Annotated in this window: 12 protein-coding genes; 9 read left to right on the forward strand and 3 right to left on the reverse strand. The window is 73.8% G+C overall.

Going from position 1 to position 16,344, the window contains the following annotated elements; all coding sequences use genetic code 11:
• Positions 1–93: 93 nt before the first annotated feature.
• Positions 94–2,217 (reverse strand): hypothetical protein, encoded by a 2,124-nt coding sequence (locus ACI3ET_RS05380; protein WP_405031946.1) that lies wholly within the window; start codon positions 2,215–2,217, stop codon positions 94–96.
• A gap of 501 nt (positions 2,218–2,718) precedes the next feature.
• On the opposite strand from ACI3ET_RS05380, the gene ACI3ET_RS05385 reads away from it, so the two are divergent.
• From ACI3ET_RS05385 to ACI3ET_RS05420, 8 genes are all read left to right on the forward strand, one after another.
• The gene (locus tag ACI3ET_RS05385; RefSeq protein ID WP_405031947.1) at positions 2,719–4,005 is read left to right on the forward strand and encodes a 3-hydroxyacyl-CoA dehydrogenase NAD-binding domain-containing protein; all 1,287 of its coding nucleotides are present in this window, start codon (positions 2,719–2,721) and stop codon (positions 4,003–4,005) included.
• A complete protein-coding gene (locus tag ACI3ET_RS05390; RefSeq protein WP_405031948.1) occupies positions 4,002–4,460 on the forward strand; it encodes a hotdog fold thioesterase in 459 nt (152 codons plus the stop codon). Before ACI3ET_RS05385 ends, ACI3ET_RS05390 begins: the two co-directional genes overlap by 4 nt.
• Complete coding sequence (locus ACI3ET_RS05395; protein ID WP_405031949.1) at positions 4,442–6,154, forward strand: ABC-F family ATP-binding cassette domain-containing protein; 1,713 nt, start codon at positions 4,442–4,444, stop codon at positions 6,152–6,154. Before ACI3ET_RS05390 ends, ACI3ET_RS05395 begins: the two co-directional genes overlap by 19 nt.
• Before the next feature lie 29 nt (positions 6,155–6,183).
• Positions 6,184–7,932 (forward strand): phenylacetic acid degradation protein PaaN, encoded by a 1,749-nt coding sequence (paaN, locus tag ACI3ET_RS05400; RefSeq protein ID WP_405031950.1) that lies wholly within the window; start codon positions 6,184–6,186, stop codon positions 7,930–7,932.
• Positions 7,933–8,014: 82 nt separating this feature from the next.
• Entirely contained in the window at positions 8,015–8,863 is an 849-nt protein-coding gene (locus tag ACI3ET_RS05405; RefSeq protein WP_405031951.1) for an NUDIX hydrolase, read from the forward strand.
• A gap of 20 nt (positions 8,864–8,883) precedes the next feature.
• Positions 8,884–10,623, forward strand: coding sequence for a substrate-binding domain-containing protein (locus ACI3ET_RS05410; RefSeq protein WP_405031952.1), 1,740 nt, complete (start codon positions 8,884–8,886; stop codon positions 10,621–10,623).
• A 2-nt stretch (positions 10,624–10,625) separates the two neighbouring features.
• Complete coding sequence (locus ACI3ET_RS05415) at positions 10,626–11,237, forward strand: class I SAM-dependent DNA methyltransferase (RefSeq protein WP_405031953.1); 612 nt, start codon at positions 10,626–10,628, stop codon at positions 11,235–11,237.
• 16 nt (positions 11,238–11,253) lie between these two features.
• Positions 11,254–12,285 carry an alpha/beta fold hydrolase gene (locus ACI3ET_RS05420; RefSeq protein WP_405031954.1) on the forward strand — a complete coding sequence of 344 codons (1,032 nt, stop codon included), beginning with the start codon at positions 11,254–11,256 and terminating at the stop codon, positions 12,283–12,285.
• A gap of 7 nt (positions 12,286–12,292) precedes the next feature.
• Here the strand turns inward: ACI3ET_RS05420 and deoD are convergent, their stop codons facing one another.
• A complete protein-coding gene (gene deoD / locus ACI3ET_RS05425; protein ID WP_405031955.1) occupies positions 12,293–13,009 on the reverse strand; it encodes a purine-nucleoside phosphorylase in 717 nt (238 codons plus the stop codon).
• Between the two features lie 77 nt (positions 13,010–13,086).
• Here deoD and ACI3ET_RS05430 point away from each other — a divergent pair, with 77 nt between their 5' ends.
• Complete coding sequence (locus ACI3ET_RS05430) at positions 13,087–14,985, forward strand: glycosyltransferase family 2 protein (RefSeq protein ID WP_405031956.1); 1,899 nt, start codon at positions 13,087–13,089, stop codon at positions 14,983–14,985.
• 109 nt (positions 14,986–15,094) lie between these two features.
• Here the strand turns inward: ACI3ET_RS05430 and ACI3ET_RS05435 are convergent, their stop codons facing one another.
• A complete protein-coding gene (locus tag ACI3ET_RS05435) occupies positions 15,095–16,327 on the reverse strand; it encodes a PQQ-dependent sugar dehydrogenase (RefSeq protein WP_405031957.1) in 1,233 nt (410 codons plus the stop codon).
• Positions 16,328–16,344 lie beyond the last annotated feature (17 nt).

Below are 16,344 nucleotides of genomic sequence, written 5' to 3' on the forward strand. Positions count from 1 at the left end.
GACGGGGTGGGGAAGACGGGGTGGGGAAGACGGGGTGGGGAAGACGGGGTGGGGAAGACGGGGTGGGGAAGATGGGGCGACTCCAGAAGGGGCTCAGAAGGGCGGTGGTGGCTGGTTGGCTCCTCTCTCGTCCGGGTCGTCGGCGTCGCCGCCCGGAGTCGTGTGGCGCAGGAGGGTCCATTCGGAGTGGTTGAGGACGGTGGAGGCGCCGTGCTGGCGGAGCTGTCCGGGAGTGGGTGTCCGGGGATGGGGGCCGTTGCCCTTCTTGCCGTCAGGTCGGGTGTGGCGCAGGTGGATGGCTTGACGCAGGCGTCGCACGTCGGGCAGGTCGCCGTCGTTGTCGGGGTCGTCGGTGTCGGACTCCAGGGGTGATCCGGGGTCGCGGTGGGCGAGGGCGGAGTAGACGAGCAGAGAGGCGAGATGGCGACGTTCCTCGGGGGTCAGGTCGGTGCCCGGTCGCCCTGATGTGCCTGATGGGCCCGCGTGGCTGGCTGGTTCGTGCGGGTCGCTGCCTGGGGCTGGGCCCGCGAGGGATCGCAGGTCGAGATATTGGCTGTAGTCGTGGCCGCGGGTGCGGTAGAGGCGTCCCCAGAGCGAGGTCCAGGTGACGTTGCGGGTGGCGTCGATCTGGGCCTGCCAGTGCTTCTGGGTCTTGGCCGCGTGCCAGACCCGGTCAAGACCCTGGAGGTTGACCTCGTTGGTGGACCCGCCGAGAAGGTAGGAGGTGACGTGGTCGAGGTCGGCGTCGCGGACCAGGACGGTGGAGCCTGGTCCGCGGGAGGTGAGGTCCGCGGCGCGGACCTGGGCGCGCATGGCCGCGTCCGGCTGGTAGCGGGCCAGGGTGCGTTCGACGCAGCGGCCGTCTGCGGGGTCGGTCAGGAGCCGGAACAGGGAGGTCCCGGTACGGCAGAGGATGTCGCGGATCTCATCAGTGGTCAGGTAGCGCCGGAACCGGCCCAGCTGCTCACCGACCCCTCCGGCCGGGACCGCACCGAACTCATCCCGGTCGGTAGCGGCAGCGGCCGGGGTGGTCCTGGCGGCGGCGGCGGCGCCCTCGGGGTCGCTCGCGGGGGTGCCAGTTTCCGTGCGATGCCAGTGAGCCGGGGGTGGATTGACGGTGGCCAGGGCCGGTGTGCCGGTCAGGGCGTTCCAGGGGACGACGACCTGGACCTCGTACGACGGCGCGCCGCTGACGACCTGCACGAGCCTGTCGATGTCGTCGGGGGTGATCAGGGCCGGCTCGTCGCCGAGGTCGGGCAGGAGGAGGGCGCCGTGCAGCAGCAGGGCGCGGCCGACGTCGGAGCGCAGCTGGGCCTGGGTGCGGGGGTCGCCTGCCTGGCGGGCGCGGCGGGCCAGGACGTGAAGGCGGTCCACGCACGCGGAGATTGACGCGGCGTCGCCGGTGAGGACGACCCTCCCCGTCCCGTCGTCGTCGAGGATCCCGTAGCCGTCTCGAGCGCGGGCTCGTGCGGCGCGGGTGGCTGCGCGAGTGGTGGGGTCCCTGCCCTCGGCGCGGGTGGCCTCGCGCTCCAGGGCGTTGCGGAACTCTCCGGTCGCCCACGGGGCGGTCTTGACGTCCCCGTCGGGGCCGCGGCGTTCAGGCACCACGTCGTCCGGGTCGTCGCTGTCGGCGAACAGGCGCCGCGCGATGTCGGTGGCGTCCTCGTGCGGCAGCTGGGAGCAGCGCCGCCACCACGCGCTGACCTGCTCCGCGCGGGTCGTGCCCCCGGACAGTCCCTGCGTGACCGCGGCCCGCACCGGGGCGGGGGCCGTGGCCAGAGCGACGAGCTCACGGGCGGCGTATCGGCCCAGTCCGGTCAGGGCCTCGACCTCCAGGGCCGTGACCGTCTTCACGCGGGCCCGCCATCGTGCACGTGCGGTCTTGGACAGCTCCCCGGGATCGGTGGCGTCGGCCTCGCGCAGAAGGCGCTCGCCGGTGCGGGCAGCGAGCTGTCCGGTAGCGAGCATCGTGGCGGACTGCAGGATCGCGGTCAGGCGGTGGGCGGCACGGACCGCGTCCAGGCATCGCTCAGGGTCCAGGTCCTGAGCTGCCGCCCCGGGGAGCACGCAGCCCAGGTCCGCCAGCAGCGCACCCACCCCTCCGTCGTCACTGTTCTCGTGGCCGTCGCGTGAGCGGTCCTCGTGGTGGGCATGGCCACCGTTCTCGTCGCCGAGTGCGTCGCGGGTGTCCCAGGAGTCCGACGGCGGCAGTGTCATCCGGAGCACCCCACCAAGGCCGCGGAGAGCGTGGGGAGACCATTGCTCGGGCACGAACTGTCGCAGCACCAACCGGCCGTGACGCGGCGGGTGCGCCGATGCCGTCATGACCCTCAGCCGCGCCCGATCGCGGATGCGCTCACGCGCAGCGCTTTCTCCCAGGCGCCCCAAACGCCCCAGGCCCTCCGCCTGACCTGACTGCCGCCCCGAGCGCCACCGGTCGGCACCGTCTCTGCCCTCGCCCTCTGCCGAGCCGTCTTCTCTGCTCATCGCCTGCGCCCTATCTGTGACCCGCGCTGGTCCTATCACCTAGCTCAAAGTTAGTACATATGTTCGAGTTTGTCAAGAGTGTCCGCGGCCTGTGGACAAGTGCCCTCGACCGGCCCGTGGGCCCACCACGTCCACCGCGTCTTGAGGCCCTACGCGGGGAGCCTCATCGTCCGCGGAGAGCTACGCAACCGTGATCGCGGGTACGTCGGAGGCACGTGAAAGAGTCGTGCCATGACTGAGACGTCCTCGTCCTCCGGCCCGGCCGCCGGACCGCTTGCCGGCCCGCTCGTGGGCCGACCGGCCGCCGAGCTGACCGTGGCCGTCATCGGCGCAGGCTCGATGGGCAGCGGGATCGCCCAGGTGGCGGCCCTGGCCGGGCACCCCGTCCTCCTCGTCGACAGTCAGTCCGGCGCCGCGGAGCAGGCCCTCAGGCGCCTCGCCGAGGCCGTCTCGGCACGGGTCGAGAAGGGCCGCCTCGGGCGCGCCGACGCGGACGCGGCGCTGGCCCGCATCACCCCGCTCACGACCAGCGACATGACGACCGTCCCCCCGGTCGGGCTGGTGGTCGAGGCCGTCGTCGAGCACCTCGACATCAAGCGGGTGATCTTCCGTCAGCTGGAGCAGACGCAGCCGCCCGCCACCGTCCTGGCGACCAACACCTCCAGCCTGCCGATCGACGGCATCACGGGGGTGGCGACCACCGGGCACGACGCCGCCCTGCACGGAGGTCGCTCCCCGGCGCTGGCCCTGCCCGGCCGCGTCGTGGGCCTGCACTTCTTCAACCCGCCGACGGCGATGCGCCTGGTCGAGGTGGTGAGAGGCACCGACTCCGACCCGGCCGTCCTCGAGGACGCCGCCGGGCTGATGCGCCGCTGGGGGAAGACGCCGGTGCAGTGCACCTCGACGCCCGGCTTCATCGTCAACCGGGTGGCGCGACCCTTCTACGGCGAGGCGCAGCGGATGGTCGAGGAGGGCATCGCCGACCCGGCCACCATCGACCTCGCGCTGCGCGGCGCCGGGTTCCGGATGGGTCCGCTGGAGCTCACCGACCTCATCGGCCAGGACGTCAACCTCGCCGTGAGCGAGTCCGTCTGGCACCAGACCGACGAGGACCCGCGCTACGCCCCGGCCGACCTGCAGCGCGACCTCGTCCGCGCCGGCCGGCTCGGCCGCAAGACCGGTCGGGGGATCTTCCGCTACGACGACGACGGACGCGCGCTCGACGCCGAGCCGGACGCGGACCTGGCGGAGCGACTGGTCGGCGGTCCGGTGGTCACCGACCCCGTCGCCCGCACGCTCGCGATGCTCGTCAACGAGGGCGTCGACCTGGTCCACCGCGGCGAGGCGACCCCCGAGGACGTCGACACCGCGATGCGGCTGGGCACGAACTACCCCCAGGGACCCTTCGGCTGGCTCGAGGAGCTCGGTGCCGAGGCCGTCCGTGCCCAGCTCGAGGAGCTGGACCGCGTCTACCCCGGCGGCCGCTACCGCACCAGCCCGGGGCTCGAGGACCTGTGAACGACCAGTCGTCCGACCTCGCCCACGTGCAGCGGATGTGGGCCGAAGACGCAGCGTCGGCCGCACTCGGAATCGAGCTGCTCGAGGTGGGCGTCGAGGACGGGCGCGGGCACGCGCGCACCCGGATGGTGGTGACCCCCGCGATGGTCAACGGGCACGGGATCGCCCACGGCGGCTACCTCTTCACCCTCGCCGACTCGACCTTCGCCCTGGCCTGCAACGCCACCGGGCGCACCAGCGTGGCCGCGGGCGCGGACGTCACCTTCGTCGCTGTCGCACGACTCGGCGACGTGCTCGTCGCGCACGGCCGCGAGCGCGTCACCTACGGCCGCAGCGGGCTCACCGACATCGAGGTATGCCGTGAGGCGGACGGTGCCGTCGTCGCCGAGGTGCGCGGACGCTCGCGCGCCCTCCCCCCGTCTGCGAGGCTCGGCGCGTGGGACACGTCGACCTGAGCCAGATCAGTTTCTCGCTGCCCGACGGCCGACCGTTGCTCGACGAGGTCAGCTTCCGGGTCGGCGAGGGCGCGATCGTGGCGCTGGTCGGCCCCAACGGCACCGGCAAGACCACCCTGCTGCGGATCGTCGCCGGCGACCTCGACGCGCACGGCGGAACCGTCTCGCGCAGTGGCGGGATCGGCGTGATGCGGCAGTTCATCGGCTCGGTCCGCGACGACGCGACGGTCCGCGACCTCCTCGTGGGCGTGGCCCCGGAGCGCATCCGGGCCGCCGCGCGCGCCGTCGACACCACCGAGCTGGCGATGATGGAGGTCGACGACGAGCCGACCCAGCTCGCCTACGCCCAGGCGCTCGCCGACTGGGGCGACGTCGGCGGCTACGAGCAGGAGACACGCTGGGACACGGTGACGACCGCAGCCCTCGGGGTCGGCTTCGAGCAGCACCAGTGGCGCCGTGCCTCGACGCTCTCCGGCGGCGAGCAGAAGCGGCTGGTCCTGGAGGCGCTGCTCCGCGGCCCCGACGAGGTCCTGCTGCTCGACGAACCGGACAACTTCCTCGACGTGCCGGGGAAGCGCTGGCTCGAGGGCCGGCTGCGCGAGACGGACAAGACCGTGCTGCTCGTCAGCCACGACCGCGAGCTCCTCAGCCAGGCCGCCACCCGCATCGTCACGCTGGAACCGGGGGCGGCAGGGGCCACGGCGTGGACGCACCCCGCCTCGTTCGCCACCTGGCACCAGGCGCGCGAGGAGCGCAACGCCCGGCTCGAGGAGGCGCTGAAGCGCTGGGAGGAGGAGCACGCCAAGCTGCGGGCGCTCGTCCTGATGTACAAGCAGAAGGCGTCCTACAACGCCGACATGGCGGCCCGCTACCAGGCGGCGAGGACGCGGATGCGCCGCTTCGAGGAGGCCGGACCGCCGGAGAAGGTCGCCCACGAGCAGCACGTCACGATGCGGCTGACCGGCGGCCGCACCGCCAAGCGGGCCGTCATCTGCGAGCGCGTGGAGCTGCTCGCCCCGGAGGGTGCCCCCGCCGGCGCTGACGCGCTCATGCGCCCCTTCGACCTCGAGGTCTGGTACGGCGAGCGCGTCGCCGTGCTCGGGTCCAACGGCTCGGGCAAGTCGCACTTCCTCCGGTTGCTGGCGGCCGGCGGGTCCGACCCAGAGCCCGAGCACCTCCCGGTGGGCGACCTGCGCCCGCCGGCGGTGCGGCATACCGGGGTGGTGCGGTTGGGGTCCCGGGTCCGGCCCGGGTGGTTCGCACAGACCCACGAGCACCACGACTTCACCGGTCGCACGCTGCTCGAGATCCTGCACCGCGGGGACGACCACCGTCGCGGCCGGGGGCGCGACGAGGCGTCGCGGGTGCTGGACCGCTACGAGCTGGCGGGGGCGGCGGAGCAGATCTTCGACTCGCTCTCCGGGGGGCAGCAGGCCCGGTTCCAGATCCTCGTGCTCGAGCTGTCGGGGGCGACGCTCCTGCTGCTGGACGAGCCGACCGACAACCTCGACCTCCACTCGGCAGAAGCGCTGGAGGAGGGGCTGCGGTCCTTCGACGGGACGGTGCTGGCGGTGACCCACGACCGCTGGTTCGCCCGCGGGTTCGACCGCTTCCTCGTGTTCGGCGCCGACGGGGAGGTCTACGAGGCCGACGAACCGGTCTGGGACGAGTCGCGGGTCCGCCGACGCAGATAGCTGTCGGCGACGCTGGTTACGCTGGCGCCATGTCCGAGACCGCAACGAAGCCCACCGACGACACCGGCCCGGCCCGCACGACCACCGCAGCGGGCCACCCGCTCCTGGACCGGCACCGCGAGACCCTCGAGCAGGCGGGGACGGCGCTGCGCGAGCGCTCCTGGTTCAGCCGCTACCCCGAGTCGCCGAGCCCCCGCGTCTACGGCGAGACCGCGCCCGAGGACGGGCTGCGCGCCCACGACCGGACGCTTCACCACGACTTCGGCGCGCTCGCCGACCAGCCCTCCACCGGGCGCACAGTCGGCAGCGAGGTCAGCCCCTACGGCCCTTGGCTGGGCGTTCGCTACCCCGAGCTCGACGTCGACGCCGCCATGGCTGCGGCCCGCGCCGCGCTCCCGGCCTGGCGGGACGCGGGCGCGCAGGTGCGGGCGGCGGTGTGCGTCGAGATCGTCGACCGGATCAACGCCCGCTCCCACGAGCTCGCCCACGCGGTGATGCACACCAGCGGCCAGCCCTTCGTCATGTCCTTCCAGGCCGGCGGCCCGCACGCGCAGGACCGGGCGCTCGAGGCGGTCGTCGCCGCCCTCGAGGAGCAGGAGCGCATCCCCGCGTCCGTGACGTGGGAGAAGCCCGCACGCGGCGAGCCGATCCGCATGCAGAAGGACTACCGGATCGTGCCGCGCGGGGTCGCGCTGGTCATCGGCTGCAACACCTTCCCGACCTGGAACGCCTACCCGGGCCTCTTCGCCAGCCTGGCCACCGGCAACCCGGTCGTCGTCAAGCCGCACCCGCGCGCCGTGCTGCCGCTGGCGATCACCGTCGCGGTGGCGCGCGAGGTGCTGGCCGAGGCCGGCTTCGACCGGGCGCTGGTGCAGCTGGCGGCCGAGGACGACGGCGGCACGCTGGCCAAGGACCTGGCGCTGCACCCCGACGTCCGGATCGTCGACTACACCGGCGGACCGGGCTTCGGGCACTGGCTGGAGACCGAGGCGGCGGCCGGCGGCCGGCTCGTCTACACCGAGAAGGCCGGCCTCAACACGGTCGTCGTCGACTCGACCGACGACCTGCGCGGCATGCTCGGCAACCTCGCCTTCTCGTTCTCCCTCTACTCCGGCCAGATGTGCACCGCCCCGCAGAACGTCTACGTCCCCGCGACCGGCGTGGACACCGACGAGGGTCACCTGTCGGCCGAGGAGTTCGGCACCCGGCTGGGCGCGGCCATCTCCCGGTTCACCGCCGACGACGCCAAGGCCGTCGAGATCCTCGGCGCCACGGTCAACGACGACGTCCGCAGCCGGGCCACCGACGTGCCCGCGCTGGCGCAGCGGCTGGGGGGCCAGGTGGTGCTCGACGCCCGCGAGGTCCACCACCCGACCTATCCCGACGCCGTGGTGCGCACCCCGGCGCTGGTGGCCGTCGACGCCGCCGACGAGGCCGCCTACACGCAGGAGTGCTTCGGCCCGGTGGCCTTCCTCGTCCGCACCGCCGACACCGAGGAGTCGCTGCGGATCTTCGCCGCGACGGTGCGCGAGCACGGCGGGATGACCGCAGCGGTCTACTCCACCTCCGCGGACGTCCTCGACGCCGCGCGCGACGCCGCCGCCGAAGCCGGGGTCTCCCTGTCGGAGAACCTCACCGGCCAGGTCTTCGTCAACCAGACGGCGGCCTTCTCCGACTACCACGGGACCGGCGCGAACCCGGCCGCCAACGCCGCCTACGCGGACGCGGCCTTCGTCGCCAACCGCTTCCGCGTCGTCACCAGCCGGCGGCACGTCTGAGGGCGGGGGCGAGGAGGACGTCCGCGGGTATGAGGTGGTGCCGGGTCGCGTTGCGGTGCCTGGCCAGAACTCGGGGCCGGGGGTGAGCCCGGGACGCGCAGGACGCGTCCGCGCCCACGCCACCGGCGACGGGTGCGCCACCCTCGTCGGCCTGCAGCACCTGCCGGCGGACGCCGACACCGCCCTCGAGGTCGTGAGCGGCCTGGTCGCCGTCGCGTTCGCCGAGGGGCACCACCGGGTCGAGGCCGAGGTCGAGCACGACGACGCCCGGACCCGGCGGGTGCTGCAGCGCGCCGGGCTGCGTCCCGAGGGGGTGGCGCGCGGTCGCGGGACCGGGCGTGACGGCCGCCCCGTGGACGTCCTGCGCCTGGCGCGCCTGCGTGCCGACCCCGCGCCCGGCACCCCCGCAGCCTTCCTGGGGATGCTCAACGCCACGCTGCCGACCAAGCGCCTCATCGTCCAGGGCCTGGTGCGCGACGGCGAGGGCCGGGTGCTGCTGTGCGAGCTGACCTACAAGCAGGACTGGGACCTCGTCGGCGGGGTGGCCGAGCCGGAGGAGACCCCCGTCGCCAGCCTCGAGCGGGAGGTCCGCGAGGAGCTCGGCCTGGACCTGCCGGTCGGTGACCTGCTGGCGGTCGACTGGCTGCCGCCCTACCGGCAGTGGACCGACGCGCTGCTGCTCGTCTTCGACCTCGGGATCCACCCCGACCTCATCGACCAGGCCACCCTGCAGACCACCGAGCTGCGTGGGCTGCACTGGCGGACCGTGGGGGAGGCGGCCGACCACGTGGCCCCCTACGTCGCCCGGCTGCTGCGCTCGCTGGCGGACCTCACGGAGATCGCGGACGGGAGGCGCGACAGGTCCGGGGACGGCGTCGGCGCCCCCGCCCGGACCCAGTTCCTGGAGGACGGGACGCCGCGGGGGTCCTGAGGTGCGCTACGTTGCCCAGCGTGGCCAAGCACAGCAATCCCACCCCGACCAGCGGGGGCCAGCGCATCCTCGCGCTCCTGGTGGCGGTCGCCGTCCTCGTGGGCGGCATCAGCATCTACCGTCTGCTGGTGGGGGACCGGGACGAGGACGGCACGGGCAGCACGGCGACGGGCACGAGCGACGTCGACGACTCCGCCGTGACGAGCGACCCGCCGCCGGCAGCGGACGACGACGCCCGGAGCGGGGAGGTGGAGTGCGGGCAGGTCACCGTCTGGGCCGCCCCCGAGCTCCTGCCGGCCGTGGAGTCCGCGGCGGGACGGGCCACCGACGACTGCTTCAGCTATGCCGTGGTGTCGAGAACCGCACCCACCGCCAGGTCTGCGTTGCGCGACGGGGAGACCCCGGACGTGTGGCTGCCCAGCTCCGTGGCCTGGCCGCAGCTGATGGCCGAGGAGGGCGTCGACCTGGAGATCGGGCAGACGGTCGCCTCCTCGCCGGTCCTGCTCGCAGGGCGTCCTCAGGTGGTGGCCGGGCTGGGTGAGCTGGGCGTCACCCCGGAGAGCACCTTCGCCGAGGTGCTGCAGAGCTACCAGGCGGCCGTCGCCACCGGCGGGTCCGACGTCGCGGTGCGGCTGGGGGACCCCCGCACCGACCCCGCCACGATGGCCCTCCTGACCGCGACGAGCGACCAGCTCGGGGGCCTCGACGAGTCCGGGAGCGCCGGGCGCAACCTGCTCGTCGTGCTGGCTCAGACCGCCGTCCCGGGCGAGCCGGTGTCGGCGCTGGCCTCGGAGGAGACCCTGGTCGTCCCGGCCACCGAGCAGCAGATCGGTGCCGCGGCGCAGGAGGACCTCGAGCTGGAGGGCGTCTCGCTCGCCGGGGGCGTGGGCGCCGTCACCATGCCGTTCGTCCGGGTCGCCGACACGGGCTCCGCCGCGGCGGTGGACGCGCTCGAGCAGCAGCTGACCTCCGAGGAGGCGGCCACCGACCTCGCCGACCTGCAGCTGCGTGCCGGCACCGACGGGGAGGCCCCGGACGTGGCCGGCGTGCCCGAGGGGCTGACCGTCGACGGGGAGGCCCCGGACCCCGCCACCACGAACCTGCTCGCCCAGACCTGGACGCTCATCGCCCCCCAGTCGCGCATCCTGGCGCTCATCGACATCTCCGGCTCGATGGAGGCACCCGTCGACGGCGACGTCACCCGCATCGACCTCACCCGCGAGGCCGCCCAGACCGCACTGTCGGTCATCCCGCAGCGCACCGCGATCGGGGTGTGGTACTTCGCCACCGCGCTCGACGGCGACCGCGACTACCGCGAGGCCGTCCCCATGCGCCCGCTCAACGAGGAGGTCCGCAGCGGCGTCACCCAGCTGGACGCGGTGCTGAGCGTCACCGAGGACCTCGACCTCGACATCCTCGAGGGGGACACGGGTCTGCACGACTCGCTGTGGGCCGCCTACCAGCAGATGCAGGAGGACTACAGCCCCGAGGCGATCAGCTCAGTGCTGCTCCTCACCGACGGCATCAACGACGACAGCACCGGCGGCCTGTCCGAGGACGAGGTGGTCGAGCGGCTGACCGAGGCGCGCGAGACCGGCGAGCGCCCCGTCACCGTGGTCCTCATCGGCATGGGACCGGACGTCGACGAGGAGGCGCTGGAGCGGCTGGCCGCGTCGGCCGGCGGCGAGGCGCTCGTGCTCCGCGACCCGCGGGAGCTGCCGCAGGTCTTCGTCGACATCGTCGCCCGGCGCGCGCCGTAACCATGGGCACCGAGCACTTCGACGACAAGGCCGCGACCTGGGACGACGACCCGGACAAGGCGCGCCAGGCGCAGGACGTGGCGCGCGCGGTCGCGTCCGCGGTCCCGACCGACGGGGCGACCCGCCTGCTCGAGTACGGCGCCGGCACCGGGTTGGTGACGCAGGCGCTGATCGGCCGCGTCGGGCCGGTCACCCTCGCCGACAACTCGCCGGGCATGCGCGAGGTCCTGCAGGTCAAGGTCGCCTCCGGCATCCTGCCCCGGGACGCCCGCGTCTGGGACCTCGACCTCGAGACCCAGCCGGTCCCGAGCGAGCGCTTCGACCTGGTCGTGTCCTCGATGGTCATGCACCACGTCACGCAGCTCGACGTGGTGCTCGCCGCCTTCGCGGAGCTGCTCGAACCCGGTGGTCACCTGTGCATCGCCGACCTGGACCGCGAGGACGGCAGCTTCCACAGCCACGACTTCGGCGGCCACCACGGCTTCGACCGGCAGGAGCTGGTGACAGCCCTGGGCGCCGCAGGTCTCGCGGAGGTGACCACGGCGGACTGCACGACCATCTCCAAGGAGGGCACCGCATACCCCGTGTTCCTCGCCACCGCCCGTCGGCCCTGACTGGCAGGATGCAGGCATGAGCACCCAGTCCCGCTCCGTCAGCACCGACCGTCTGACCACCCTCGTGCGCGAGGCGGGCGACCCTGCCGCGCCGCTGCTGCTGCTCGTCCACGGCAACGTGTCCTCGTCGGTGTTCTTCGACGCGCTGATGGAGGACCTCTCCGCGGACTTCCACCTGGTCGCGCCGGACTTCCGCGGGTACGGCGGGTCGGAGCGCGCCCCCATCGACGCGGCCCGCGGCATGGCCGACCTCTCCGACGACCTTGTTGCGCTCCTGGACGCGATGGGCGTCGAGGGGCCGGTGGACGCCCTCGGGTGGTCGGCGGGCGGCAACGTGGTGCTGCAGCTGGCGATCGACCACCCCGACCGGGTCCGACGGCTGGTCCTGGAGGCGGCGGGCAGCCCGTTCGGCTTCGGCGGCAGCACGGGGCTCGACGGCCGGCCCGTCGCCGACGACTTCGCCGGGTCGGGCGGGGGAACCGCCAACCCGCAGTTCTGCGAGGCGCTCGCAGCCGGCGACCGGGGCGAGGGGCCCACCAGCCCGCGCACGACGCTCCGCTCGTTCTACGTCCGGCCGGGGTTCGCGTTCGACCCCGAGGCGGAGGAGCGCTACCTCGACGGGATGCTCGCGACCTCGGTCGGCGACGACGTCTACCCCGGGGACCAGACCGCGTCGCCGCACTGGCCCGGCGTCGCGCCGGGCACGAGCGGCATGAACAACGCGCTCTCGCCGAAGTACCTGGACCAGAGCGGGTTCGCCGACCTCGACCCGGTGCCCCCGGTGCTGTGGATCCGGGGGGAGCAGGACCAGATCGTGTCCGACACCTCGTTCTTCGACCTGGCCCAGCTCGGCAGGCTCGGTGTCGTGCCCGGCTACCCGGGCGAGGACGTGGTGCCGACCCAGCCGATGGTGTCCCAGCTCCGGGCCGTCCTGGAGCGTGCGGGCGGCGTGGTCACCGAGAAGGTCTACGAGGACTGCGGCCACGCGCCGCACCTGGAGCACCCGCAGCGGTTCGCCGCCGACGTGCGGGCCTTCCTGCGAGCCTGAGACCGACTCAGGGCAGCGGCGTCGCCAGCATCGCCTCGAGGGCGATCGTGACCATGTCGCCGAAGGTCTGCTCGCGCTCGGCGGCGGTCGTCTCCTCGCCGGTGACGATGTGGTCCGACACGGTCATCACGCCGAGGGCCTGGCGGCCGTGGCGGGCTGCCAGGGTGTAGATCTCCGCAGCCTCCATCTCGACCGCGACGACGCCGTACTCGACCACGGTGGCGGTGAGCTCGGGGCGGGAGTGGTAGAAGCTGTCGGAGCTGAAGACGGTGCCCACGAGGTGGGGGGCGCCGGCGTCCTCGGCGGCCCGGGCCGCGTTGCGGAGGAGACCGAAGTGGGCGGTCGCGGGGTACTGGTAGCCCTGGAACCGCAGCGCGTTCATCGAGCTGTCGGTGGCGGCCGCCTGCGCGAGCACGACGTCGCGCACCGCGAGGCGCTCGGTCAGCGCGCCGCAGGAACCGACGCGCACGAGCTGCTGCACGTCATACTCCCGGATCAGCTCGTTGACGTAGATCGAGGCGGACGGCTGCCCCATACCGGTGCCCTGGACCGAGACGCGCTCGCCGCGGAAGGTGCCGGTGAAGCCCAGCATCCCGCGGACCTCGGAGTAGCAGTCCGCGTCCTCGAGGTAGGTCTCGGCGATCCACCGGGCGCGCAGCGGGTCTCCGGGAAGAAGGATGCGGGGGGCGATCTGGCCGGGGCCGGCGGCGATGTGCGTGCTCACGCGGACAGGCTATGCGTTCCGGAGCGGGTTCACCCAACCCCACGTAGGCTGCACGGTCACCGCGACGAAGGGACGGCATGGCGACACCGAGGGACAGCGACCGCCTGCTCGGCGTGGCGCTGCGAGGGCGTCACGACGCGGCCTTCGACGCCCTGGCCGGGGGGGCCGGGGTCGGGCGCACCGCGAGGGCGCTCGCCGGGTCGCTGGTCGACGGTGAGGAGCTTCCGTCGCGGACGACGCAGCAGGGGGTCACGCTGCCCTACGTCGTGGCGCTGGCGACCGCCTGGTTCGGCGCCGCCCGCGACGAGCGGGAGATGCAGGCCGCGGTGGAGGTCTACCGCCAGGTCGTGCAGCGGCTCGGACCGGGAGCGCTGCGGCGGGTCGAGCGGCGGCACTACCTGCAGGCGGCCTTCCTCGTCGGGCGGCACGACCTGGTCCGTCGCGGTCTGGAGGAGCTGCCGGACGTCAGCGCGGACGTCACCGAGGGACTGCTCGCCGACCTCGTCAACCCCTACGCCGAGCACACGCGCTCCCCGGCGGGGCACGCGCGCTGGGAGGGCCTGCTCGGGTCCCGCTTCGCCGCACGTGGGCTCCTGGGGCCGTCGGTCGACGGCTCGCGCGTGCCGGTGTTCGACGGACTGAGGCTGGCTCCGGGCCGGTCGGTGGACGGACCGATGGTCACGGTCGTGGTGCCGGCCTACCGTCCGGACCGGGGGCTGGTCACCTCGGTGGCGTCGATGGTGTCGCAGTCGTACGGCCACCTCGAGGTCTTGCTCGTGGACGACGCGTCCGGACCGGCGTTCGAGGAGGTCTTCGCGGAGTGCGTGGCTCTCGACGCGCGCGTCCGGCTGCTGCGACGCGAGGTCAACGGCGGTTCCTACCTGGCGCGCAACGCGGCGCTCGAGGTGGCGCGCGGCGAGCTCGTGACCACCCAGGACGCCGACGACTGGTCGCATCCGGAGCGGGTGGCCCGGCAGGTCGAGGCCCTCGCCGAGGCCCCCCGCGCCGCCGGCAGCCGCAGCGTCGCGATCCGCGCCCGGCCGGACCTGACGCGGCAGTGGTTCGGCTACCGCCCGGAGCGGATGAACGCCAGCTCGTTGATGGTCCGCCGCGACGTGCTGAACCGCCTGGGCGGCTTCGACACCGTCCGCAAGGGCGCCGACTCGGAGTTGCAGGAGCGCCTGGCCCTGGTGGGGGGCGTCGTGGACGTGCTCGCACCGCTGGCGATCACGCGGCTCGCTCCGGGGTCGCTCTCGCGGGCCGACTTCACCCTCGGCAGGCACAGCCCGGACCGCGTGCTGTTCCGGAGTTCGTTCCGGCACTGGCACGGGCAGCTGGCGGACCGGGGGGCGGCGACCCCGGAGGCCGCTGCCCTCCGCAGGGAGGGGCCACGCCCCTTCCCAGTGCCACGCACCTTCGTGCGCGGTCTCCCCGGGGCCCCGCCGTCCGGGCGCCTGCCCCTCGTGATGGTCGTCGACCAGGCCGATCCTTGCCCGGCGGCCCTCGACGACCGGCTGGCGGCATGGGTGCGAGGATCCGACGGCGTCACCGGCACCGACGAAGCCGTCGGGGTGCTGGGGAGGGAGGACCTGACACGGGCCGGCGAGGGACCGGCGCCGTGGAGCGACGTGCTCCTGGAGGCAGCGCGCGAGTCCCGGATCGAGCTGCTCACGGACAGCGACCGCGTGCACGCCGACACGCTGCTCGTGCTCGAGCCGTCCGTGCTCGCGGTCGCCCCGGAGCCTGTTCCGGGCATCAGCGCCGACCGCGTCCTCGTGGCCGCGGTCCCGCCCTCCGGCGACGAGCCGCCGCGCGACCTGGAGTCGGTCGGGGCCGTGGTGCGAGCACTCTTCGGACGCGCCCCGGAGTGGGGCGCTCGCTCTCGGGCGGAGCAGCTGATCTGGGAGCAGGAGGGGTGGACGATGCCGCTGCTCGCCGACAGCGTCCGCAGCACACGGTCGGTCGGCGTCCTGTGAGCGTTCGTCGGGAGGACGGTGAGGACCGAGGTCGCGGTCGGGGGTCGCACCACCTCCGCCGGTGCCCAGGGTTGCACCCGCAGGTGCCCAGGGCCGCACCCGCAGGTGCTCAGCCGCGCGGGGTGACGCGCAGGACGACGTCGCGCTCGCCGTTCGAGCTCGTCACCCACAGCGCACCGTCGTCGTCCAGGGTCAGCGAGCGCAGCCGGCCGTAGGTGCCCTCGAGCTCGGGGATCCTCGCCTCGCCCGACACCTCGCCCGTGGCGTCGACGGTGAGGACGGTCACGCCCGACCCCTTGAGCTCGGCCACCGCGAGCGCCCCGTCCCAGGCGCCCCAGGCCGCACCGTCGAGGAACACCGCGCCGCTCGTGGCGTGCGTGGGGCTCCCGCTCGACCAGCGGGCCGGGACCGCGTCCGGGAAGGCGTCGAGATCGGTCATCGGGACGGACTCGTCGTAGCCCGGGCCCGGGTCCCAGCCGTAGTTGCCGCCGGGCTCGATCACGTTGACCTCGTCGTCCACGTCGCTGCCGTGCTCGACCTCCCAGACGACCGGCTCGCCGGTGCCGGGCTGGAGGGCGAGGCCCTGGACGTTGCGGTGGCCGTAGGTGAGGATCCGCGGGTCGGCCCCGTCGACGTGCCCGTCCGGGTCTGCCGGGTCGCCGTCCGGGGTGAGCGCGAGCACCTTGCCCCCGAGCGAGCGGAGGTCCTGCGGGTTCGTCTCGTCGGCCGCGTCGCCGGTGCCGACCAGCAGGGTGCCGTCGGCGCTGAAGAGCAGTCGGCACCCGCTGTGGCGCCCGGACGTCAGGGGTATGCCGTCCACCACCACCCCGTCCGCGCTCGCTGCCGTGACGTCCTCGTCCAGGGTCCAGCGGGTGACCCGCACGTCCGCGCGCTCCCCGGGGGCCTGCGCCGCGTGGCAGAGGAAGACCGTGCGGTCGTCCTCGAACTCCGGCGAGAGCGCCAGTCCCATCAGTCCGGCCTCGCTGCCGACGAAGAGCGTGGCCAGGTCGATCGTGACCTCGCGCGTCGTGCCGTCGTCGAGGGCCAGCAGCCGGCCGGCACGCTCGGTGACCAGTGCGGTGCCGTCGGGCAGCAGCTGCACGTCCCAGGGAAGGGTGAGGCCGTCCGCAACCACCTCGACGTCGAGGGCAGGGACGGCCGCCGGGTCGGTGGCGGGGTCCGTGGCGGCCGTCGTGGAGGTGGCTGAGGCGTCCGTCGGCTCGCCGGCCGGGCTGGGCCCCGTGGCGTCGGACCCGGGCTCGTCCTCGACGACCCCGGTGCAGGCGGTCAGCGTCAGCGCAGCGACTGCGGTGATCGCGAGTGGTCGGGCGTGACGGCTCATGCGACCACTGTGCCACC

Origin of the sequence: Ornithinimicrobium jinqii (genome assembly GCF_045032595.1) — a bacterium.
GTDB lineage: Bacteria > Actinomycetota > Actinomycetes > Actinomycetales > Dermatophilaceae > Ornithinicoccus.

Bases quoted from the DNA above. Each gene is read 5' to 3' on its own strand.
- ACI3ET_RS05415 (WP_405031953.1), top strand. From the start codon at position 10,626: ATGGGCACCGAGCACTTCGACGACAAGGCCGCGACCTGGGACGACGAC.
- ACI3ET_RS05435 (WP_405031957.1), bottom strand. From the start codon at position 16,327: ATGAGCCGTCACGCCCGACCACTCGCGATCACCGCAGTCGCTGCGCTG.
- ACI3ET_RS05430 (WP_405031956.1), top strand. From the start codon at position 13,087: ATGGCGACACCGAGGGACAGCGACCGCCTGCTCGGCGTGGCGCTGCGA.
- ACI3ET_RS05385 (WP_405031947.1), top strand. From the start codon at position 2,719: ATGACTGAGACGTCCTCGTCCTCCGGCCCGGCCGCCGGACCGCTTGCC.
- paaN (WP_405031950.1), top strand. From the start codon at position 6,184: ATGTCCGAGACCGCAACGAAGCCCACCGACGACACCGGCCCGGCCCGC.
- ACI3ET_RS05380 (WP_405031946.1), bottom strand. From the start codon at position 2,217: ATGACACTGCCGCCGTCGGACTCCTGGGACACCCGCGACGCACTCGGC.
- ACI3ET_RS05420 (WP_405031954.1), top strand. From the start codon at position 11,254: ATGAGCACCCAGTCCCGCTCCGTCAGCACCGACCGTCTGACCACCCTC.